This is a genomic window from Pseudobacter ginsenosidimutans, from assembly GCF_007970185.1.
Classification (GTDB): domain Bacteria; phylum Bacteroidota; class Bacteroidia; order Chitinophagales; family Chitinophagaceae; genus Pseudobacter; species Pseudobacter ginsenosidimutans.
The window spans coordinates 3471753-3493013 of the sequence record NZ_CP042431.1; the positions used below are offsets into that span (position 1 = coordinate 3471753).

Below are 21261 nucleotides of genomic sequence, written 5' to 3' on the forward strand. Positions count from 1 at the left end.
TTTGGGCCTTACATTAATTTAGTTGTTCCATGATAAAAATCGTGATTGCAGATGATCACCGGTTGGTCCGGGAGGCCTGGCGGCTCTTGCTGAGCCGGGACCCGCGGCTGGATGTGATCGCTGTTTGTGAAAATGGCCACCGCGTGGTGGAAGCTTCCAGGGTCCTGCAGCCGCAGGTGATATTGATGGACATCAATATGGAACCGATGAATGGCATTGAAGCCACCCGCAAGATCCGCGAGTTCTCCAAAGACATCCGCATTATCGGCATATCAGTGCATACCGATTGGGCTTATGTGAATGGCCTCATGCAGGCCGGCGCCAATGGTTATGTTACCAAGAATTCCTCCGGCGAAGAAATGATCGCCGCCATCCTTCAGGTACTGGAAGGTCAGCCCTACTTCTGCAAAGAGATCACCAATATCCACTCCACTACAACCAATACAGCGCGGGCTGCCGGTTAGTGTTGAACCATTTCCTTTTCTCCCTTGAAAGCTTCGCGGGGTTTTAGTCCCAGCAGATCGAACATGGCCATGTCCTCATCAAATGTTGGATTGGGCGTGGTAAGTAATTTTTCTCCTGCAAAAATTGAATTGGCTCCGGCCATGAAACAAAGTGTCTGATCGGCAATGCTCATGCTGGTCCTTCCTGCGCTTAGTCTTACCATTGCTCTTGGCATCAGGATGCGTGCGGAGGCGATCATACGCACCAGGTCCCATACATTCACCTTTGCATTGTTCTCCAGCGGCGTGCCTTTTACAGGCACCAGTGCATTCACCGGAACACTTTCAGGATGCTCGGGCATTGTAGCCAGCGTATGAAGCATTTTGATGCGGTCTTCATGGGATTCTCCCAGACCAACAATGCCACCACAGCAAACGGAAACGCCAGCCTTGCGGACATTGTCGAGCGTTTTCAGCCTGTCGTCATAAGTGCGGGTGGTGATGATATCACCATAATATTCAGCAGATGTATCGAGGTTGTGATTGTAAGCGTAGAGACCGGCATCGGCCAGTTTTTTTGCCTGCTCTTCCGTGAGCATGCCCAGCGTACAGCAAACTTCCATGCCCATTTCGTTCACACCTTTTACCATATCTATCACCCGGTCAAAATCGCGGTTATCGCGCACTTCACGCCAGGCTGCGCCCATACAGAAGCGGGTGGACCCTGCATCCTTTGCTTTTTTCGCATACTCCAGCACTTCATCTTTTTTCATCAGCGCCTGAACATCCAGGCCGGTATGATAACGGGCGGCCTGCGGACAATAAGCGCAGTCTTCAGAACAGCCGCCGGTTTTGATAGACAACAAGGTGCACACCTGAACCTCGCCGGTATCGTTGTACTCACGATGCAGCGTAGCTGCTTTGTAGATCAATTCCAATAAGGGCGTATTGTATAAATCTTCCACTTCGGTCAAAGTCCAGTCGTTTCTGATCATATCAAAAATATTTTAAGGGTGTTGAGAGGGCGAATATAAAGGTTATTTTGAAGCTGGAGTATCCTCATATTTGGGAACTGGTTTGTAAATACCAGGAAGCGCTGTTCTTACACAATTATCCGGCAGCAGTTTGTAATGCTGTTCAAATAAAGTATTAAAAAGTGTCCTGAATTGATTCACATTGGTGATACTATCGTAGAATTGACCATATTTCCCCGAAGGCAGGTAAATGGCATTCTGATTATAGAATACATTGGAGATCTCAGCAGCCATAACATTCCATCTATATCCGTGATCAGACATAAAAAGAATAACAGCCTGTGGATCGTTGGCGCGGATCCCGGCGATCAGTTTCTTTATTTCGATATTGGCATACTGTACATATTCCAGGTATTTGGGCAGCGGGTCAAGTCTGTTCTGTTGCACACCGTTCACAACAGAGTCAGGTGCTATTTTCCCATTCCTGTCTCTGTAAAAAGGATAATGCGGTAACATAAAATGTCCGTAGATAAAACGTGGACTGCTGTGTTGTTTTGCAGAAGTATTCAACACTGCTTCCAGGCAGCGGTCATTATTCTGCATCTGTTCCTGATAAGAGGTTACCGGTAATATCTTCCGGAATAAAGCATACCGTTCAAAGAACCAGTTGAATTCATAACAAAGCCTGCCCATCAGGGTTTCTTCTGTGATCAGCCTGGTATCCACATTCAGCCATCGCTGGCTTACAGGAGCAGGGTGATGTTTGAGGTGAAAGATGCTTTGGTTCACGATCTGATAGCCATTGTCAGAAAGCAGCTGCACCACTTCATTGTTCCGGATCTCACTGGCGCATCGCTGGAAGTGTTCACGACGCAGGTACATTCCCGGTTCTACCCAGTGCAGATAATCCATATTCAGACAACTGGCCATGGAAAACATGGTTTCATGATAATTGCTTCTGCTGCCGGAAATGAGATGAAAGCCCTGTTGTACCAGGAAGCTGTCCAGTGCGCTGTTATCGAACCGGTACATTTTTTTCAGGCTTTGCGTTGATGAATATTCATCAAAAAGCAGCAGATAGATATCAGGTTTATGGATTTTGGAAGGAATGATCATTTTACCTGAAGCAGCGGAAGGATTTTTTCCGGCCCCGAGATAATGGCCCGACAGTTTCACAAGGTCAAAAACTATGAAGAGCAGGAAGAGGAGATTGAAGAATAATGCTGTTCTGCTCAAATCCTTTTTTGTGCGGAAGAGAAGAACAAAAAGCAAAATAGCGAAAAGTGTAAAACCCGCCAACAGCACACTGTATTTCCACAGAAATGTCCAGGGCGACCACACTTTCAGAAAATCATAAAGGGCGCCGAAGAAAAAATAGAATCCTAAACAATACAAAGTGAATAAACCTGCTTTGACGGGCTGTTTCAATATGATGCGTGAAATGAAGTACAATATTCCCGCTCCTGCCAGCATAGACAACAGCAATGGCCAGATACTGTTCAATGAAATGAAACCTGCATGCGCAACCAATCCATGTAAAATAAAAAATACAGGAAGCAGGATTACAAATAATGGCTGTTTGCGAACTAAGTTTTTCATTCATGCCCCATTTTAATACAGCTATCCGGCAATAGTTTGTATTGCTGATCGAACAAGGTATTGAAAAGTATCCGGAACTGGTTCACATTGGTGGTGCTGTCCGTCCATCCGTCATATTGTTGACCGGGTAAAAATATGGCATTCATATTATTGTTTTCCAGGCATGGTTGCGAAGGGTGCCAGGGCTTGCGCAATCCATGATCGGACATAACTATGATCACTGCCCTGTTGCCGGTTTGCTGCTGGATATTGGTGACCAGTTTTCTGATCAGGTTATTGGCGAATTGAAGATTGTTCAGGTATTGGTCATAATGACCTTTGAGGAAGGAAGAGAACCTGGATTGTTCATACGATAATCGTTTACCGGTGCAATCGAAGAAATTAGGCAAATGAGGGACCATAAAATGGCTGTAAACGAATTTAGGTCTGCCGGATTCTCTGGAGGGCTCTTTCATGGTAAAGTCGATGGCCCTTTCGATATTCATCATTTCATCCTCCCTGGTTTCCACAGGAAGGAGTTTTTTCAGAACTGGTTGTTTCCTCAGCCACCATTCAAAGTCTACGGATAACCGGTAGATCAGGGTTTCCTCACTGATCAGCCGGGTATTTACGGGGAGAAACCGTTGGTTGATATGTGCAGGATATTTGTCTATATCGAAAATGGAGTTATTGACGATCTCATAACCATTGGCTGCCAGGAATTTTGTGACCTCGCTGTGTTTAACCAGAGTGCCACAATTCACCAGATCCTCGCGGGAAGGCTTTTTGTTCTCGATATACCAGGAGATGAAATCCATATTCAGCATGGATGCCATTGAGAAAACAGTATACTTGTAGTTGCTGAACGGTGCTTTTGCCACAAAGAATCCCCTGCTGCGCAGAAAATTGCTGTTGGCGGAATTGTCGTAATTCATCCATTGCCTGAGCGACAGATCACCTGCATATTCATCGAACAGCAGCAAATAGATATCCGGTTTCGGCTTTCCTTCGGGTATACGCGCTGCGCCGGAAGCAGTGATCTTCTCATTCGCATTGGGGTCGAAAATACCTTTGTACAGTATGGCGCCCATATCGAACAGCAGGTAGAAGATCAACAGCAAATTGAGATAGAAAGCTGTATTGCCGAATTCTCTTTTTGTTCTAAGCAGGTAAATGAACAGTATAATTGCAATCACCAAAAAAGCAGAAAGAAGAACACTGTATTTGTACATCCACCGGTAAGGCGCATACGCTTTAAGGGTATCGAAGAGGAAACCGAAAAAGAAAAAAAATGCCATCAGGAAAACTGCAAACAGACCTGCCCTGATATTGTTCCTGAGTGGTAACCGAATGATGAGGTATACGAGCACTGAGGCTCCCATGTACATTCCCGCAAGAGACAGTACGTCAATAATGCTCAGGTAATGGAAGTTGCCGGCAAACCCATGAAATACGAAAAACAACGGTAGCAGTAGAACGAACCAGGGTTGTCTGCTTAATACTGTTTTCATGTTCTTACTTTCTTTTCATAAAATAGAGCGTTCGGAGAGTCCCCGGTATCCTTACTTTCTGCTTTATATCGAAATAGATTTCGAAAGACTTTTCAAATCCTGCTTCTGTGTACTCATCGAAAATATCCTCCCGGTTAGCAAGCAGGAGCTGTACTTTCTCATCCTCTTTGGAGGGGAATTCGATGATCAGCTGAGGTGCGATGCTATGAAAATAGGCCGCGAGGTTGGGCAAGGGGATATTTTTACTGATGGCAAGATGGTGGACCAGGGCAAGGGCAGTCACCAGGTCTGTTTTGATGCGCTGGTGAAAGGCCGGCCTTTCTGTATTGTTGAATCCGCCTGCTGCACTGGGATTGGCTATATCCAGCACCAGGGGAAGGATATTCCTGATCTTTTCTTTTTTCGTTTGCGCATGCAGGTGATTGATGCACATATGATCGAAATCGGTAGCGATCACCTGCCTGTTGCTTTCGGCCAGGATCCTGGAGAAATAACCGTTATTGGCGCCCAGGTCCAGCGCTGTATCGGCTTCGGTGGAAGAAAGCAGCTGACGGAAAATATTCTCTTTGGCTTTGAGATATTCCTGCCCTAAAATGGTTTCATCATAATAATTGCTCCAGGTGCTGCCTGCATCCAGTCTGCCGGTTTTTCGCAGCATACTTTCCAGGTGCTGGAGGAGGTTGAGCATTTTCGTTCTGCTGAAACCAATTCCCTTCGATGATGTTTTTCCCTTGCGCGCAACGGATGCAGGCAGGAAAACATGCAGGTACACGCCGGCGTTGAACCGGCTTCTGAAAGGCAGAAGGGAGGCTGCAGTAGTAGCCGGAATGCCATCAGGGTGCATGGTCAGCCAATGATGAACAGGAATGCCTGTATATTTTTCCAGTAAAAGCGGGAACAGGAAGGTTTCACAGAACTGCCTGTAAGCGATCCAGGGTTTGGATTCATCATACCATTCAAAGCTCAGGGTATCGATGAACAATGGCCTGCCGGAATGGAATTGTACATTGTAAGGTGTGGCGTCTTTAAGGATCATGCCGTGTTCCATAGCTTTTCGCATGATCAGCAATGTTAGGATGCCTGCATCCCGCAGTTGTGAACCGGTCCATTCATATGCATAGCTGATAAAATGGATCGGTTCCGGGCGAAGGGTCTTGTACCATTCGCTGGTATGAGTAAGATTTTCGTCGATTTCTGCATGAGGGACCAGCCAGTGTTTGGCGGCGAGGGCCTCGTAGAGGCCGCTTTGCATGAGGTGGTCATAGCGTGTGGCATAGACCTGGTTCACCTGTCGGCAAATCAGTTGTCCGGCCATGAATACAAAGCCACTGGGGTCTTTGTAGGAACCGGCTATGCGATCAGATGTCTCCCTGGGCATCTTCATGGCCGTTTTCATCTTTCTTTTTCGGTCTGAAGAAGAAGGCTTTCACTTTCCACCAAAAGCTTTTGAAGTAGAAGAGTGCGCCCAATACGGCGGCGATAATTGCCTGTATCAGGTAACTACCGCTGCCGGGATCGAGGTATAAAAAGATGGTATTGATCACAGGTAACTGAGATTTGTTTTCGGTGTCAATGTCAATACGGTCTCATACATCAAACGGATGGTCTGTTCAATGTCCCGCTTATGCAACATCTCAACGGTTGTATGCATGTAGCGGAGGGGGATGGAGATCAGCACGGAAGGGCAGCCGTCATTGGCATAGGCGAATGAATCTGTATCGGTTCCGGTGCTGCGGCTCACGGTGCGCAACTGAACGGGGATCTTTGCTTTTTCGGCTACATCCTGTACCAGCTGCAGCAGTTTGTTGTGCACTGCAGGTCCATAGGCCAGTGAAGGCCCTTTTCCGCAGGCAACATCTCCTTCAATGATCTTGTTGATCATGGGAGTATAAGTGTCGTGGGTAACGTCTGTGATGATGGCAACATCCGGTTTGATGCGGCGTGCGATCATTTCTGCGCCTCTCAGTCCGATCTCTTCCTGTACTGCATTCACTACATATAATCCGAATGGTAAGTTCTTCTTGTTTTCTTTCAGTAACCTGGCCACTTCAGCGATCATGAAACCTCCTACACGGTTATCGAATGCACGGCCGATATAGTAGTCATATGCGATCTCATCAAAGCCGTCCTGGTAGGTAACAACAGCGCCGATATGTATGCCGAGGTCTTCCACTTCTTTTTTAGACCTTGCTCCGCAATCAAGGAAGAGATTGTCTACCCGCGGTTGTGTTTCCTTGCCTTCATTGTGGATGCGTGTATGAATGGCGGGCCATCCGAAAACAGCTTTCACAGGACCTTTCTTTCCATGAATGATCACGCGTTGTGCTGGTGCGATCTGGTGGTCCACACCACCATTGCGTTTGAGGTAGAGCAGTCCTTCGGGTGTGATATAATTCACAAACCAGCTGATCTCGTCGGCATGTGCTTCGATCACAACTTTGAAAGGCGCTTTGGGATTGATCACGCCAACAGCTGTTCCGTAAGGATCTGTGAAGGTGGTGTCTACATAAGGTTTGATATAATCCAGCCAGAGTCGTTGGCCGCTGCTTTCGAAACCAACGGGAGAGGCGTTGTTGATGTATTTTTGAAGGAATGATAAGCTCTTATCGGTGAGAATGGATTTTTCTTTGGATGCTTTCGCCATAATCGATGCTTCTTTTAGGTTATCTGAAAATTAAAAGTACAGATTTTCTGTTGTCGGCGCCTCATTTTATCTCCAGGACCAGCAAATTGTAAAGGCCCGCGTCATGCACTTTGTAAGCGGCTTTGTAAAGCGCTCCCTGCATAAACGCCTGCAATTCCCTGGCATTGTTATAACGGTAGAAATAGTAGTTGATATGATGCTTCCGCATGGCGGTGAGATGATCCTCCCAGGGCATATCGGGTTTGGTCAGTAACCAGGTACTGCTGCGGGTGAGGAAGGCCAGTTTGGGAACGAAATAATATTCTGCATTGTCAGACACCAGGTAATTCCCCCGGATATTTTTTTCCCTGGCGAAATCTGCCAGCTGGAACAGTTCCGCATTCTCACCGGCCGCATCCTTCAGATGATTGACTGGTGTTATGAGGAAACTGCCGAAAAAAATACACCAGCAAAGCAGCGCTTTGCTGCCCCTGATATGAAGCCTGTTGAGCAGGGTTTGCAACAGCTGGGAACCGCCGATCAGGAGTAACAGCCCAACCGCCCAGATAAACCTTGTTTCGATATGCACCATCAGGTAACCCAGGGGCAGAATGGCGGACGTAAGGAAGAACAGGAAAATGTTTTTGTTTCGCTGATAGAACCAGTAAATCCCCATAATGAAAAGGATGGCCGATGCGAGAAAGGAAAGCCTGTTGAAACAGAATATGGCTTCGATCAGGTTCGATAAGAAAAGCCTGATCTGCTTCACCAGGATATCGGGCCGGAAATAGTATTCTCCTGGTGTCCTTTGAATTGGATCGAACCAGGGATCTTCCCAGTTCCCGGGGGAGTCGGGGTAAGGGGGAGGAGTAACCAGTTCTGTAGTGGTCAGTTGCCGCGTATACAGGTATACGTTCATGTTATATTTTCCTGTGTAACCGATGGTGAACACGTGGAATTTGTTGTATAAGATCCAGATCCAGGGAGCAGACAGCAACAATAAACTGCCGATGCCGAGCGCCAGGTTGCGAAACATCCATTTCTTTCTCTCAACATCTTTGGAATGTATGAAATGCCATATCTGAATAATAGTGAAATGCAGTATGAAGAAGGGAAAGCCATATGCCTTTGTAAGATAGAGGGCGGCGCCTGCCACACCGCAAAGCAGGTTCAGCAGGGGGCGCTTGTAGAAATCCCTGGATGTAATGAGATCGGTGTATACCAGTATCAGCAAGCAGAACAATATATCCGCAGCTATCTCGAAAATGGCATAATAAATAATGATGGGTATGGAAACGAGCAGCAGCACGGTTTTCAGCAGGTCGCTCAGAGCTGTTTTGTTGCTCAGGCGGTGAACCTGGACCAGGATAAAAACACCAATGATGAAATTGGAGATTTTGAAAGCCGCGATCTCAGCCATGCCTGATTTGATCAGTGGCAATACCAGCCAGGAATGTAACGGGCTCCAGTAGCTGCTGATGGCATTATGATAATCTCCTTCCGCCAGCCGGCGCGCCACCATCATATAGCCGATGCCATCATCATCGAAGATGAACCGGTAGGCAGGAAAAAGCAGCAGGCAGAAGGCAATGTAAATGATCGATGCGATCGGGAGCCTGTATTGTTGGAACATAGGCATCACAACTTGAGCCGGAAAGATAGTACATAATGAATTAGCGGGGAGGCAGTAATAGCATCAACAGGGCAGATAGCATCATCAGGCCGTCCAAAACGAAGTAGAAGAGGTAATCGGAAAAATTCTTTTTCGCATAAGGATAGAGAAGGGCGGTAAGGATGCCTGGTATCAGCAATGCTGCAAAATAAAGCCAGCCGGTTTTCAGAAGATAGCAAAACCAGGCAGTGGACAATGCGAAGATCAGCAGGGAGACCAGGAATATGGCATTCACACCGGCTTCACTGAAATGCGTGATCATGCTGCGGATGCCCTGTTGCCGGTCGTATAACCGGTCACGGTAGTCGAAGATGATACAGATGGCGTAGATCAGGAAAAAGCGATGGATGCAAAGCAGGGCGGCGGGAAGTCCCCAGTGCTGATCATCAATGGCAATGGGAAGGAAGGTGGTAACATACATCCATACGAATGCAAGGAAGATGGTTTTGCCGATGGCCACTTTCTTCAGGTGATGGAATGGCGGGAACTGCAGTTTGGGCGCCGAATACAGGAAGGTGAGTACCACGGAGCCCATCAGCCAGAACCAATGCCGGATGAAATGAATGAAGAACCAGCCGGCTCCTATGAACCCGATGATGAACAATGCCAGGTGCAGGGACTTGTTCCTTTGTGTCCATCCGATGCGCAGGGTTTCCGAAGGCATATCCGGTGTGAGGTACCAATGGAAATTGTAACTGCAGAGGGTGGCAAAAAAAACGAAGAGGAGGTATGCGGGAATATCGTACTGCAGGTGCAGTAGTTGGTTGGTCTGATGGACCATCATCAGCGCACATCCTGAAATAAACAGGCTGGTAAAAAGAAAAAAATGAAATAAGTACCTGAACATCTTTTAACGGATCACCACAACCGTGCCTGCATCGAGGGTATCGCTGGTATTGCCGCCGGCATCTCTCAGAACGAAACGGAGATTGATGGTATCCGGTTGGGCCGGATTACCAGGATCCAGTGCCATGTGCAAGATGGAAGCGCGCATATGGGCTTCGATCTGACCATCCTGCCTTGGAACAGTAGGAACAGGTACGCCCAGCGAAAAGCTGTCCGGTTCGTGCAGGGTTGTCTGACGCTCGTTCAGGTAGGTCTTCTTAACCCAAAGTGCTCTCTCTCCGCCAACATCGCCTTCCTTATCAGCATAATCGAAGGTTACGATCAGGTGGGGATCATTCTGGCTGGGCAATTCGCGGGTACTGATAGAACTAAGTTTGATACTCGGTTTGGATCTCAGCTTATCTTTGCTGCAACTGCTCCAGACCAGGATGGCGGCCGGAACCAGCAGGAGAAGGCTGTAATATGATAATTTACGCATATTCATTGCTCGGTTGAGTACAAATTTAATGGCTTTGTCCCTTACGCTTAGTGTATGAATTCTAAATATGAAGATAAAGTTTTTTTGACGGATCAGGCGGGCTTCGATCAACTGGCCCTGGAACTGTTCCGTTTCCAATATGAACAAAATCCCGTTTACCGTGAATACGTAAATGCATTGCGGATAGTTGGGGACGATGTAAAGCGGGTAGAGGATATTCCTTACCTGCCCATCCAGTTCTTCAAGACCCGCGATGTGCGAACTACCTTATTTGAACCGGAAGCGGTTTTCATGAGCAGCGGCACCACGCAAACCATCAATAGCCGTCATTCCGTGAAAAGCCTGGCGTTGTACCGGGAGAGCTTCCTGCTCGCCTTCGAACAATTCTACGGCCCGGTGAACGAATGGTGTATCATCGGTCTGCTGCCGAGCTACCTGGAACGCAGCAATTCCTCCCTGGTGGTGATGGCAGACGATCTCGTCCGCAGAAGCGGGCATCCGGATTCCGGGTTCTATCTCTATGAGCATGAAAAATTAGCACAGGTACTGCAGTCGCTCGAAGCCAGGAAGCAAAAAACACTACTCATTGGCGTTACATTCGGGCTGCTGGATTTTGCAGAGAAATTCCCCATGCCACTGCGGCACACCATCATTATGGAAACAGGAGGTATGAAGGGACGAAGGGAAGAAATGACCCGCCAGGAAGTGCATGATATCCTTAAAACCGCATTCGGACTAAGCTCCATCCATTCCGAATATGGTATGACCGAGCTCCTGTCTCAGGGCTATTCCAAAGGCGAAGGCATTTTTCATACACCAGCCTGGATGCAGATCCGGGTGAGGCAGGAAGATGATCCCCTGGATGTTCGCCTATCCGGCACCGGTATCATCAATGTGATCGACCTCGCCAATATCTATTCCTGCTGCTTCATCGCAACGGAAGATGTGGGCCGCGTGTATGAAGATGGCAGCTTTGAAGTGCAGGGCCGCGTGGACAACAGCGATATCCGCGGCTGCAGCCTGATGGTGGCAGGTATATGAGATCAGATACCAATGGTCCGGTCTCTCGCTGCAATCCTCCATGCTCCGCTCACTACCGAGTTCTCCACGGTTATACCGCGCTCATACAGGGCAACGGTTGGACATACGTGATGTGGTATACCATAGAGAATATCTCCCACTTTGTACCCATGATCCGCGCCAGCTTCAAGTACCAGGTGCTCTTCGCTCTGCCCAACTGGCTTCAGTTCCGGCGCATTCAGGAAATACACACGCTTTGAAATATCGTTCTCGGCTGAAACGGATTTGTGTCCCAGGTCCACGCAGATCTTCGTTTCGTCCGGCAATGAAACTACGCGCGTCAGCAATACTGCTGCGGGAACAAATGGTTGCTCGGGACATTCGTTCAGATAACCATTGTCCCAGAAAATGAATGTGCCCGGACTGCATTCTATTTTTTCTCTTTTTGCATGGATGGGAAAACCGGGAGTACCGCCTGCCACAATTATTGGCGCTCCATATCCTTTATCGGAATATAACTGCACCAGTGCTTCCACGCGCGCATATGCCGCATCCACTATCTTTTTTCTTTCTTCCAGAACAGGATGATGGATATGTCCGTCGTAGGCATGCAATCCTTTCAGGTCGATGCCTGGTAATGCAACAGCAGCTTCATACAATGCCAGCGCTTTTTCAGGAACGATGCCCGTGCGGTTCTGACCAATATTCAGATCTATATATACGGGGAGCAGTTTTCCATTGGTGAGGAAATGGGCTGACAGCTCTTTGGCTGTTTCGATATTATCGATCAGGCAACTGAAAACAGTATCGGGATATTTATCGATGAGGTTGAAGAAGCGTTCCTGTTTGGGACCAATTGGTTGATAGGCCAGCAGTACATCCGGAGCGCCGGCCTGCGCCAGTAATTCTGCTTCGGCAATGGTAGCGCATTTGAATTTTCGGATACCCGCCTGCATTTGCAGGATGGCCGCTTCTTTGGTCTTATGTGTTTTTGCGTGTGTGCGTAATCGTTGTATATCATCGATCATTCCAATAAGCGCATCGATATTCTGTTGTACGCGTTGAGGATAGATGATCAGCGCCGGGGAATCGATCTGGTCCGCATCATTGATCCGGAACCATTGTTGTGAGGATTGGGTCATTGTTTTCTTTTTTTACACTACGAGGTTGAGCAGGAGCACGCCCAGCAATCCCATGACGGCCACGATGGTTTCCATGAGGCTCCAGGAGCGGAGTGTGTCTTTGATGCTCAGGTTGAAATATTCTTTGTACAGCCAGAAGCCTGCATCATTCACGTGCGAGAACATGAGGCTGCCTGCGCCGATACTCAATACCATCAGATTGGGCTCTACATTCAGTTGTGTGATAGTGGGCGCCACAATTCCGGCAGTGGTCAAGCCTGCTACGGTGGCGGAACCGATACAAACGCGCAACACGGCAGCGATCAGCCAGCCCAGTACCAGTGGGGGAATCGGCCAGTTCTGTAATTGTGCAGCGATGGCGTTGCTCACACCACTGTCTACCAATACCTGTTTCAATACACCGGCGCCTGCAACAATCAGCACTATCATCGCCACATCTTTCACAGCATCTCCATAGATATCCATTACATCCTTCATGCTCTTTCCATTGGCGATGCCCAGGGTGAAGGTAGCCACTATCACCGATAGCAGCATCACGGTAATTGGATCTCCCACAAAGGCCAGCAATGCAGGCCAGAAGCCGCGCTGCATGGCAGGCAGCAATGGCAGCAGTGCAGTGGTGGCCAGCAGGAGCACGGGCAGGAGCGAACTGAGGAAACTATTGGCGGAGCCCGGCATTTCATTTTCGTTCAATACAGGCGGCTGAAAAGTTTTGAGCGGCACGGAGTTTATATTCTTCAGCGTACGTGCAAATACAGGCCCTGCCACAATGATGGTTGGAATAGCGATAACAAAACCATACAATAGCGTCAGTCCCATGTTTGCATTGAACTGTCCAACCAGCGCCGAAGGTGAAGGATGTGGAGGAAGGAACCCATGTGTAACCGATAATGAAGCCAGCATGGGCAGGCCGATGTATACGGCAGGTAATTTGTATTGGTACACCACTGAAAAGATCAGCGGCACCATCAATACAAAACCAACATTGTAGAAAAGTGGAATGCCTACGATGAATCCGGTGACCATCAATGCCCACTGGATATTCTTTTCGCCGAATGCTTTCATCAGCACATCGGTGATGCGTTTGGCGGCGCCGCTGGCGGCCACCAGTTTGCCCAGCATGGCGCCCAGCATGATGATCACCACCAGGGAACCGAGCGTATCGCCGATACCTTTCTGAACGGATCTGGTGATCTTGTCTGCAGGAATTCCCAAACAAAGTCCCGTAGCTATGGAAACTACCAGGAAGGCGAGGAAGGCGTTGCATTTGCCCCAGGTGACCAGCAGGATCAGTGCAAGCAAAGCAAAGAACACAATCAATAATGTCATGGGAGGACAGGGTGAATTGGTGTACAGTTAGTCAGCTAATATACTTATAATCCGTTATTTTTGAAGCAAGCCTTATGGATTCACTAACGCATATCGTACTCGGCGCCTGCATCGGCGAAGCTTTTGCAGGAAAACAGGTTGGAAAGAAAGCCATGTTCTGGGGCGCTCTGATGCAGAGCCTGCCTGATGTTGACTTCGTTGCATCGTTCTGGTTGAACCCGGTGAACGATCTTCTTGCGCATCGTGGTTTCACGCATTCCTTTCTTTTCATTTTGCTGGTAACGCCCCTCATGGCGCTAATTGCGGAAAGGGTGCATCGTCCGCATGATATTTCACTCAAAAAATGGCTTGCCTTCTTTAGTGTGGAGATGCTGGTGCACGTTGTGCTGGATGCAATGAATGCGTATGGTACAGGCTGGTTCGAACCTTTCAGTCATCATCGTTTCGGTTTCGATCTGCTCTTCGTGGCAGATCCGCTGTTCAGCATCTGGCCTGGTGTGGCATTTGTTGCACTGCTGGTGATGAGCAATAAGAACAGGCAGGCAAGGCTCAACTGGGTGAGGATGTCTATCGTGATGTGCGTGTTCTATCTCGGCTTCGGCGTGGTGAGCAAAACCGCCACCGACCGCGAAGTGAAAAAGATGGCTGCAGCGCAGGGCATTCAATGGAACAGATACCTGAGTACGCCAACGCCACTCAACAATATGCTCTGGTATATTGTGCTGGAAGATACTGCGGGTTACCACCTCGGTTATCGTAGTTTTTTCGACAGGGATACCAGTATGCTGTTCACTTATTTTCCGCGCAACAAAGAATTGCTGGAGCCTGTGAAAGATGAAGAAGATACACACAGGCTGATTCGTTTCTCACAGGGATATTATACGGTGGAAAAATGGGGCGACAGCACCCTGGTGTTCAATGATCTCCGTTTCGGGCAGATCATCGGTTGGAACAATCCTGATGCTGGTTTCGTTTTCCACTATTTCATGCAGAACCCTGACGATAATGAACTGGTGATCCAGCGCGGCCGTTTCACCAACTGGGATAAGGCAGCTGCCAAAGGTCTGCTGCGGCGGATCAGGGGCAATTAGTTTACGCTTATCAAAAATTCCGTTCGCTACGCTCAATTACTTACCGGATTTTATAGGTATTCACTTATGCGGGATCCCCGTGAAATCACCCCTGTTGACTATTCTCTCAGAAAAGCTGATTAACTTTACCCATACAGCTTGCAGAGATTTCTGCAGGAATAAAGGAGTGAGATTCAAATCCCGGCTTCAACTATTCTTCCCTCTGTACTCCTGGGTTCCTGTAGGGTGAGATCTCTCGCCTGGTCTTCCTGTTTTTTTGCTCGATGGTAGTGTTACACAACGATGATGATCCGGTTGCCTTTTATTGGTAATGGAACGGATAATATGAACAGCTATGGATGTTAAACTCACCACAGGAGGTAAGAGAGTCATGTCTTTTACCACGGAAATACCAGCCTTATCCAACCATCAGCCCCTGCCGGGAGCCCGCCGGGTATTTGTGCAGGCTGATCTGGGCACGATCCTGTTCTCGGAGATCGGCACGCCCTGGTTCACTATCTGGCATCAGTATCTGAACATTGAAAAGCCGGGCAGCCTGGAAGCAGCAGTGGACGAGCCTTTGCTTAACCTTCACATTGTGTTGCGTGGCCATGTTCGTTACCAGTTCCAGGATAACAACAACCTGAAATGGTCAGAAGGACAGTTGAACCTGTTCTGTTCCGGTTCCCTTAAAGTGAAGGCCTTTTTCGATGACATGAAAGAATATACCACACTTACTATCCGTTTCCACCGATCTTACCTGGATGTATATGCGCCATATTTTCCGGCGCTCCAGCATTTCCTGGACCGTGCAGATAATGGAGAAGAGGCATTTCTTAGTGCGTCCAATACCAGCCTCACTCCGGAAATGATCACCATTATCCGTGACATGCTGTATAGTGATTACACGGGAGAGGTGAGAACATTGTACCTGCGCAATAAAGTGTCCGAACTGTTATTGCTTGCCTTTACCCGCATTGTTCCTGGTACTGCCGGCGCTTCCGATATCAGGCTGCATCAGTATGATATCGATAAGATCAGGGAGGCGAGGGAATACCTGCTGCAGAATATGGAACATCCTCTAACCGTGATAGAGCTTTCGCATAAGGTAGGCATCAACGATTTCAAGCTGAAGAAGGGATTCAAGCAATTGTACGGCGTTACCATTTTTGATTTTTTGCTGGAAGCGAGAATGGAAAAAGCGAGATCGCTGCTGACGGAAACAGATACACCGATACACGAAATTGCTTTTGCAACAGGTTATAAGAATGTGAGCAGTTTCACTGCAGCCTTCAAAAAAAGAATGGGATTTCCTCCGAGCGCCATGAAGCGCAATAAATGATTCAGGTATTGTTCAGTTTTCGTAAAAACCGAAACAGCGCTTCACCTGCAGGATAAGTACGTAAACATTGCATGGCATCCCGGGTAGCCCCTGTGGTTTTCAATAATTCAAATAGTTCGTAATTGGCTTCATTGCTGTTGATCCAGTAATGCAGCTCCCTTAGCTCTTCGTCAGTCAGCTGTCCTTTGAGGTGCCTGACGATAAGGTTGGCAATATGAAAGGAACCAACCACTTGCTGGTTGTTCATGGGGAAATATTTTTATAATGAAAAGGAACAGGTCAACCCCGGATCAAGACAAACGAACCCCCTGTATGAATAGAAACAACCAGGAAGGAAATATGTACTAGAGGAATGCAAAAAAAAGAAAGTTTTTATCCCGAAAACATAACCGCAGTTCTGTAATCAATGGGATATTTATGGGGGAAAGAATAGTATGTAAATGTTCGCTTACGGCTCAGGCCGGAACGGACAAATGGGATACCGGTAGCAGCTCTTCCATTTATCAACTTATAGTCCGGGCGTCCGGAATGCAAGCTAGCATGCCGAACGGGTGTCTGACAGTTATGTACAGGATGCAGAGGGTCTACATAACAGGAAGATACCTGGTGCATGAGAGGGTTAAAAAGACTTGAGGCATTCCCGGTACCCCGGATTTTTTTATGTCCGTACCGGATCAATCGTAATCAGTGCTAACGTTGATATATATACTAAAAAAAGAAGGCCGGTGATCACCGGCCCCGGCCTCCTGAGGAAACCGCGAATGATAAGTTGATGTTGATTATGGTAAGGATAGATTGGAACAGGAGCAAAGGTTGAAAAAAATGAGGGAGAGTAGAAACACTCCCCGGTTGTGACCCAACCAAACAGTCACATGCGATAAAAACTAACCATATTAAAAATGGAATGAGTTTTTCATAGTGCAATTGTTAGAGCAGTATTTGGTTTTTCATTGTGTATTCAAGCGGTATAATAATAGAAACAATAAACCTGATCCCCGGTACTATTGAAAGCGAAAATTTTTTTTATGCGCCGGAGTGATTGCGGCAGATATTCATCCTCAACAATTGCATCGCTCTCACTTTCTGGTTCTTCACCGTATGGATGCTCACATCCAGCGCCGCAGCGATCTCGTGGTTGCGCATATTGTCGAACACACTCATCTTCAAAACCTTTCTGGATTGTGTAGGTAATTTCTCTATCTGCCGGTAGATCTCCGCCATCACTTCCGTGCGGATGATGGTGTTCAGAACAAAATCATCACTGTCGCCATTCAGATAAGCCAGCTCCCTTCTCGAAACTGCATCGCGCTGGTATTGCTTGAGGAGGTTCAGGCAGGCATTGCGCGTGGTGATGTAGAGAAATGCCTTGATGTTCTGAATGCTGGCGAAATCAGTATGTTTTTTCCAGAGCTTCATGAATGTGTCTTCCACAATGTCTTCAGCAGCCTGCCTGTCGTGTATCATCCGCTCTGCGAAATAACAGAGCGGGGCATAGTACAGATTGAAGAAAGAGATCATAGCCTGTGAGTTGCCGCTTCTCAACTCTTCTACCATGGCCTGGTCCTGGTCAGCGGCAGGTGCGGGCCGGTACGGATCTGTGATGGTTTCATTACTGGTGGTTGGCTCCTGTTGATACGCGTAGCCGGAATGACCGGGGAATTGTTCTTTCATTTATCGCCTTTTTTTGCAACGTGAACATGTGATATATACCCTGATGCAAACACAATGATATATGGCCGCCTGATTCAGCAGGCAGAACAATGCATTGCATCAAACACCAGGAGATGTTTGCAATGGAAAATAATATGGTAACGTGAAGCGGGGGATCCGACAATTGCGTGGATATATAACCGGCATAACCAGTAACGCGCAGCTCTATGAGCCGTGGTCTGTAATTTTCCCGCTTACCTCGCGAGCCTTAATGAAAGTTGAAAGTCGTTATCCCAATTTTGTGAAGCTACTAAAAGAGAAAAGAGTGAATCTGGGTACAAGATTACAGGTAATATCCTTACCAGCAAAATAGAATTTACGCTAAACAGTCGTGGTTGGATTTTACTGCGATCAATATTTGACCTCATTCGGGTATTCTAAAGTGTTGGTGTATTTTCTTGCAGCAGAATTGTTTTTTCTTGTAGAGAAATATTGATGCGAAACGCAGTGTGGATGCGGAAATTGGATACCGCAGAGATAAACGGCAGAGATTTGGTTATAGTGTATGGGTTACTGCATACTATGCAAAAAGCGCACCCGCCAATGAATAAAAAACAGCTGATCAATTGATATATAACTATTTGGTATAACCGAAAAATATCTTCTTGCATGTATTTGAGATCATTTTAAGATGCACGTCAATGTGAATCCACCTGCTGACAATATCTAAACCTGCTAAACACCGGGCAGCCAAAAGCATGGTCCGCAGACAAAAAAAGCAGCGGCTTTTTCAAAAAATTACTTGCGTTCAATATTTTTATTATCTTCACCTCAGGTTAGCTAAAACGTTTTAGTTAGCAGGTTTCATACTATCATACATGAATACAGGTCTTATCGCCGGAGTGGATATCGGCGGCACTCATATCACGGCTTCCCTGGTGGATCCGCATACAGGCAGCATCGTTCCCGGTACCCTGATCAGAAGAGCGGTACAGTCGCAGGAAGCGGCATCCGTCGTGATCCACGCATGGGCCTTAGCCATTGAAGCTGCATATATCCATCATCCGGAAGCGAACAGCCATCGCAGGATCGGCATTGCCATGCCTGGTCCCGTGGACTATGAGCAGGGGATCTGTTATATCAAAGACCAGGGCAAATATGATCAGCTCTATGGTCTCAATATCAAAGAAATGCTGGCAGCCCGTTTGGGTATCCTGCCGGAACATATCCGCATGATGAACGATGCGCTCTGTTTCCTGAAAGGAGAGATAGCCGGCGGAGCTGCGCGTGGCTGCAAAAGCGTACTGGGACTTACCCTGGGAACAGGGCTTGGCTCTGCCTGGTTCCATCATAACAAAGTGGTGGATGCCGATCTCTGGCGAATGCCTTTTAAAGGACTGATTGCCGAAGATCTGCTGGCCTCACGCTGGTTCGTTCAACGGTACGCGTTACAATCGGGGCTGGAGCTGGCCAATACCAAAGCACTGGTGGAAAAATTACCGGAAGACCCCGCCATCGGCGAGATATTCGGTGAGTTTGCCGGGCATCTGGCGGACTTCCTGGAAACAGTGCTGCCATCCCATCCTGCTGATGTTGTGGTGATTGGCGGTAATATCGCCAAAAGTTACCGGCTCTTCCTGCCTGCCCTGGAAATTGCCCTGCAGCAAAGGAATATCAACCTCCCGGTACGCATCGCAACACTGGGAGAAGATGCCCATATTGTGGGCGCTGCCGCCAACTGGGCCTGATTCTGGCGAATTCTCCTATCTTTACTTTCTCCTTTCTTAGCAACCTTTCCATTTGAATAAAGGCTGTCATTTCCACTCCGCATCGGTAACGTTTGCGTAAATAAACCGCGTTCATTCAGTTGACGGTATTGAATAACTTTTTACACTTGCTGAACGAAAAGCCGGTATTCTTCACCTTTTTCAAAAAAAACACACGGCCCCATGAATCTGTCAAGGCAAACGATTGTAAGTATTACTTCGCCCGAAGTGAATGTTCCGGCACCGTCTTATTTTGACCTGCCCGAGAAAGTTTTGCAGTTCGGCACCGGCGTTCTGTTGCGCGGATTGCCGGATTTTTTTATTGATAAAGCCAACAAACAAGGCATCTTCAACGGGCGTGTGGTAGTAGTGAAAAGCACGCGGGGTGGGGATTCCGATGCCTTTGCCCAACAGGACGGCATGTTCACGCTTTGTGTTCGTGGCGTGGAGAATGGAGAAACCATTTCCGAAAATATAGTGAATGCCAGCATCAGCCGCATGCTCTCTGCGCGGTTCGACTGGCCCAAAATACTGGAATGCGCACAGAACCCGGATATGGAGATCGTGGTCAGCAATACCACGGAAGTAGGTATCGAACTGGTGCTGGAGGATACACGCGCCACACCGCCCGGCTCCTTCCCCGGAAAACTCCTGGCCTTCCTCTATGCCCGTTACAAAGCTTTCAACGGAGATCCCAATAAAGGTATGGTGATCATTCCCACTGAACTGATCCCGGATAATGGCACCAGGCTCAAAAAGATCTGCCAGCAACTGGCTGTGTTCAACGACCTGCCTTCTCCCTTCATGAAATGGCTGGATGAATGCAATGATTTCTGCAATTCGCTCGTAGACCGCATTGTGCCCGGTAAACTGCCTGCCCTGGAACAGCAGGAAATGGAAAAAGCTACCGGTTACAAGGATGCGCTCATGATAAAATCTGAAGTCTATCGTTTATGGGCAATCGAATCCGGTTCTGAAAGAGTGAAGCATATTCTTTCTTTCCGCGAAGCGGATCCGGGTGTGGTGATAGCTCCGGACATCAACGTGTTCCGTGAGCTCAAGCTCCGTCTGCTCAACGGTTCGCATACTTTCACCTGCGGCCTCGCTTTCCTTGCAGGCTTCAGCACAGTAAAGGAAGCAATGGCCAATCCTGCTTTCAACCATTTGATCAGTGCCCTCATGCTGCAGGAGATCGCTCCGGCCATCACTGATGAAGGACTTACACTGGAAATGGCTAAAGATTTTGCACTGAAAGTGCTGGACCGCTATCGCAATCCGCATATCGATCATCAATGGATCAGCATCACCATGCAATACTCTTCCAAAATGAAGATGCGCAATATACCTGTGCTGCTGAAACATTATGAACGCAATGGAAATGTGCCTGAGTTGATGGCTGCCGGCTTTGCCGCTCATCTGCTTTTCATGAGAAGCACTAAAGAGGGAGAAGCATATTATGGAACCAGCTTTGGAAAGAAATACCTGGTGAACGATGATCACGCTGCCGCCTATGCGGAGAAATGGGAGAAAATGGAAGCGCCTGAACTGGTGCAATCCATATTGAGCGACGCTGATTTCTGGGGTGCAGACCTTACCAGCCTGCCCGGATTTGCAGAAGCTGTTACCAATTTTCTGAACCAGTTACTGGATCAGGGAGCGAAGCAACTCATCGCTCGTTTTCAGTCGGACAGCATGATTGCCTAAGCGGGCGCGGCCTGCCGGGAGCGACAGCTTGCCAAAAAAGTATAATATTTTGGTAATAGATCAACAGTCTTCAGCGGGTAAAGCCTTTAATATTGGGGGTGTTGAACTGTTGT

19 protein-coding genes are annotated in these 21261 nt (G+C 47.8%); 6 read left to right on the forward strand and 13 right to left on the reverse strand.

Translation table 11 applies throughout. The features are described from left to right. Positions 1-29: 29 nt before the first annotated feature. The gene (locus tag FSB84_RS14135; RefSeq protein ID WP_130544308.1) at positions 30-464 is read left to right on the forward strand and encodes a response regulator; all 435 of its coding nucleotides are present in this window, start codon (positions 30-32) and stop codon (positions 462-464) included. On the opposite strand, the gene bioB is transcribed toward FSB84_RS14135, so the two are convergent. The 9 genes from bioB to FSB84_RS14180 all read right to left on the reverse strand — a co-directional run bounded on the left by bioB (position 461) and on the right by FSB84_RS14180 (position 10125). Next, positions 461-1438, reverse strand: coding sequence for a biotin synthase BioB (gene bioB / locus FSB84_RS14140; protein ID WP_127130025.1), 978 nt, complete (start codon positions 1436-1438; stop codon positions 461-463). The two genes, FSB84_RS14135 and bioB, sit on opposite strands and share 4 nt — an antisense overlap. Before the next feature lie 42 nt (positions 1439-1480). Further along, positions 1481-3016 carry a sulfatase-like hydrolase/transferase gene (locus FSB84_RS14145; RefSeq protein ID WP_130544307.1) on the reverse strand — a complete coding sequence of 512 codons (1536 nt, stop codon included), beginning with the start codon at positions 3014-3016 and terminating at the stop codon, positions 1481-1483. Then, complete coding sequence (locus tag FSB84_RS14150; RefSeq protein ID WP_130544306.1) at positions 3013-4506, reverse strand: sulfatase-like hydrolase/transferase; 1494 nt, start codon at positions 4504-4506, stop codon at positions 3013-3015. The genes FSB84_RS14145 and FSB84_RS14150 overlap by 4 nt, the downstream gene beginning before the upstream one ends. Before the next feature lie 4 nt (positions 4507-4510). Further along, complete coding sequence (locus FSB84_RS14155; RefSeq protein ID WP_130544305.1) at positions 4511-5884, reverse strand: class I SAM-dependent methyltransferase; 1374 nt, start codon at positions 5882-5884, stop codon at positions 4511-4513. Continuing rightward, positions 5865-6050, reverse strand: coding sequence for a hypothetical protein (locus FSB84_RS14160; RefSeq protein WP_225980072.1), 186 nt, complete (start codon positions 6048-6050; stop codon positions 5865-5867). The genes FSB84_RS14155 and FSB84_RS14160 overlap by 20 nt, the downstream gene beginning before the upstream one ends. After that, positions 6047-7150 (reverse strand): M42 family metallopeptidase, encoded by a 1104-nt coding sequence (locus FSB84_RS14165; protein ID WP_130544304.1) that lies wholly within the window; start codon positions 7148-7150, stop codon positions 6047-6049. The genes FSB84_RS14160 and FSB84_RS14165 overlap by 4 nt, the downstream gene beginning before the upstream one ends. Before the next feature lie 61 nt (positions 7151-7211). Beyond that, entirely contained in the window at positions 7212-8762 is a 1551-nt protein-coding gene (locus tag FSB84_RS14170) for a hypothetical protein (protein WP_130544303.1), read from the reverse strand. Positions 8763-8802: 40 nt separating this feature from the next. Continuing rightward, complete coding sequence (locus FSB84_RS14175; RefSeq protein WP_130544302.1) at positions 8803-9648, reverse strand: UbiA family prenyltransferase; 846 nt, start codon at positions 9646-9648, stop codon at positions 8803-8805. Between the two features lie 3 nt (positions 9649-9651). Continuing rightward, positions 9652-10125 carry a hypothetical protein gene (locus FSB84_RS14180; protein ID WP_130544301.1) on the reverse strand — a complete coding sequence of 158 codons (474 nt, stop codon included), beginning with the start codon at positions 10123-10125 and terminating at the stop codon, positions 9652-9654. A gap of 54 nt (positions 10126-10179) precedes the next feature. Here FSB84_RS14180 and FSB84_RS14185 point away from each other — a divergent pair, with 54 nt between their 5' ends. Then, positions 10180-11166 (forward strand): LuxE/PaaK family acyltransferase, encoded by a 987-nt coding sequence (locus FSB84_RS14185; protein ID WP_130544300.1) that lies wholly within the window; start codon positions 10180-10182, stop codon positions 11164-11166. Positions 11167-11168: 2 nt separating this feature from the next. On the opposite strand, the gene FSB84_RS14190 is transcribed toward FSB84_RS14185, so the two are convergent. Both FSB84_RS14190 and FSB84_RS14195 read right to left on the reverse strand, forming a co-directional pair. Beyond that, complete coding sequence (locus FSB84_RS14190) at positions 11169-12287, reverse strand: D-TA family PLP-dependent enzyme (RefSeq protein ID WP_130544299.1); 1119 nt, start codon at positions 12285-12287, stop codon at positions 11169-11171. A gap of 12 nt (positions 12288-12299) precedes the next feature. Beyond that, positions 12300-13616: a gluconate:H+ symporter gene (locus tag FSB84_RS14195; protein ID WP_130544298.1), complete on the reverse strand. Its 1317-nt coding sequence runs from the start codon at positions 13614-13616 to the stop codon at positions 12300-12302. 74 nt (positions 13617-13690) lie between these two features. Between FSB84_RS14195 and FSB84_RS14200 the strand changes: the two genes are divergently transcribed. Both FSB84_RS14200 and FSB84_RS14205 read left to right on the forward strand, forming a co-directional pair. Continuing rightward, on the forward strand, positions 13691-14707 hold the full coding sequence (locus tag FSB84_RS14200) for a metal-dependent hydrolase (RefSeq protein ID WP_130544297.1): 1017 nt from the start codon (positions 13691-13693) through the stop codon (positions 14705-14707). 334 nt (positions 14708-15041) lie between these two features. Then, positions 15042-16028, forward strand: a complete 987-nt coding sequence (locus tag FSB84_RS14205; protein WP_130544296.1) for a helix-turn-helix domain-containing protein — start codon at positions 15042-15044, stop codon at positions 16026-16028. 1 nt (position 16029) lies between these two features. Here the strand turns inward: FSB84_RS14205 and FSB84_RS14210 are convergent, their stop codons facing one another. Then, positions 16030-16275, reverse strand: a complete 246-nt coding sequence (locus FSB84_RS14210; RefSeq protein ID WP_130544295.1) for a hypothetical protein — start codon at positions 16273-16275, stop codon at positions 16030-16032. Between the two features lie 776 nt (positions 16276-17051). Next, positions 17052-17699: an RNA polymerase sigma-70 factor gene (locus tag FSB84_RS14215; protein WP_130544294.1), complete on the reverse strand. Its 648-nt coding sequence runs from the start codon at positions 17697-17699 to the stop codon at positions 17052-17054. An 857-nt stretch (positions 17700-18556) separates the two neighbouring features. Between FSB84_RS14215 and FSB84_RS14220 the strand changes: the two genes are divergently transcribed. Both FSB84_RS14220 and FSB84_RS14225 read left to right on the forward strand, forming a co-directional pair. Beyond that, positions 18557-19426, forward strand: coding sequence for an ROK family protein (locus FSB84_RS14220; protein ID WP_130544293.1), 870 nt, complete (start codon positions 18557-18559; stop codon positions 19424-19426). 201 nt (positions 19427-19627) lie between these two features. After that, on the forward strand, positions 19628-21148 hold the full coding sequence (locus FSB84_RS14225) for a tagaturonate reductase (protein WP_130544292.1): 1521 nt from the start codon (positions 19628-19630) through the stop codon (positions 21146-21148). The last annotated feature ends 113 nt before the right edge of the window (positions 21149-21261 follow it).

Excerpts from the sequence above, each read along its gene's own strand:
- FSB84_RS14135 (WP_130544308.1), top strand. The coding sequence starts at position 30 with ATGATAAAAATCGTGATTGCAGATGATCACCGGTTGGTCCGGGAGGCC.
- bioB (WP_127130025.1), bottom strand. The coding sequence starts at position 1,438 with ATGATCAGAAACGACTGGACTTTGACCGAAGTGGAAGATTTATACAAT.
- FSB84_RS14145 (WP_130544307.1), bottom strand. The coding sequence starts at position 3,016 with ATGAAAAACTTAGTTCGCAAACAGCCATTATTTGTAATCCTGCTTCCT.
- FSB84_RS14150 (WP_130544306.1), bottom strand. The coding sequence starts at position 4,506 with ATGAAAACAGTATTAAGCAGACAACCCTGGTTCGTTCTACTGCTACCG.
- FSB84_RS14155 (WP_130544305.1), bottom strand. The coding sequence starts at position 5,884 with ATGCCCAGGGAGACATCTGATCGCATAGCCGGTTCCTACAAAGACCCC.
- FSB84_RS14165 (WP_130544304.1), bottom strand. The coding sequence starts at position 7,150 with ATGGCGAAAGCATCCAAAGAAAAATCCATTCTCACCGATAAGAGCTTA.
- FSB84_RS14170 (WP_130544303.1), bottom strand. The coding sequence starts at position 8,762 with ATGTTCCAACAATACAGGCTCCCGATCGCATCGATCATTTACATTGCC.
- FSB84_RS14175 (WP_130544302.1), bottom strand. The coding sequence starts at position 9,648 with ATGTTCAGGTACTTATTTCATTTTTTTCTTTTTACCAGCCTGTTTATT.
- FSB84_RS14180 (WP_130544301.1), bottom strand. The coding sequence starts at position 10,125 with ATGCGTAAATTATCATATTACAGCCTTCTCCTGCTGGTTCCGGCCGCC.
- FSB84_RS14185 (WP_130544300.1), top strand. The coding sequence starts at position 10,180 with ATGAATTCTAAATATGAAGATAAAGTTTTTTTGACGGATCAGGCGGGC.
- FSB84_RS14190 (WP_130544299.1), bottom strand. The coding sequence starts at position 12,287 with ATGACCCAATCCTCACAACAATGGTTCCGGATCAATGATGCGGACCAG.
- FSB84_RS14195 (WP_130544298.1), bottom strand. The coding sequence starts at position 13,616 with ATGACATTATTGATTGTGTTCTTTGCTTTGCTTGCACTGATCCTGCTG.
- FSB84_RS14200 (WP_130544297.1), top strand. The coding sequence starts at position 13,691 with ATGGATTCACTAACGCATATCGTACTCGGCGCCTGCATCGGCGAAGCT.
- FSB84_RS14205 (WP_130544296.1), top strand. The coding sequence starts at position 15,042 with ATGGATGTTAAACTCACCACAGGAGGTAAGAGAGTCATGTCTTTTACC.
- FSB84_RS14210 (WP_130544295.1), bottom strand. The coding sequence starts at position 16,275 with ATGAACAACCAGCAAGTGGTTGGTTCCTTTCATATTGCCAACCTTATC.
- FSB84_RS14215 (WP_130544294.1), bottom strand. The coding sequence starts at position 17,699 with ATGAAAGAACAATTCCCCGGTCATTCCGGCTACGCGTATCAACAGGAG.
- FSB84_RS14220 (WP_130544293.1), top strand. The coding sequence starts at position 18,557 with ATGAATACAGGTCTTATCGCCGGAGTGGATATCGGCGGCACTCATATC.
- FSB84_RS14225 (WP_130544292.1), top strand. The coding sequence starts at position 19,628 with ATGAATCTGTCAAGGCAAACGATTGTAAGTATTACTTCGCCCGAAGTG.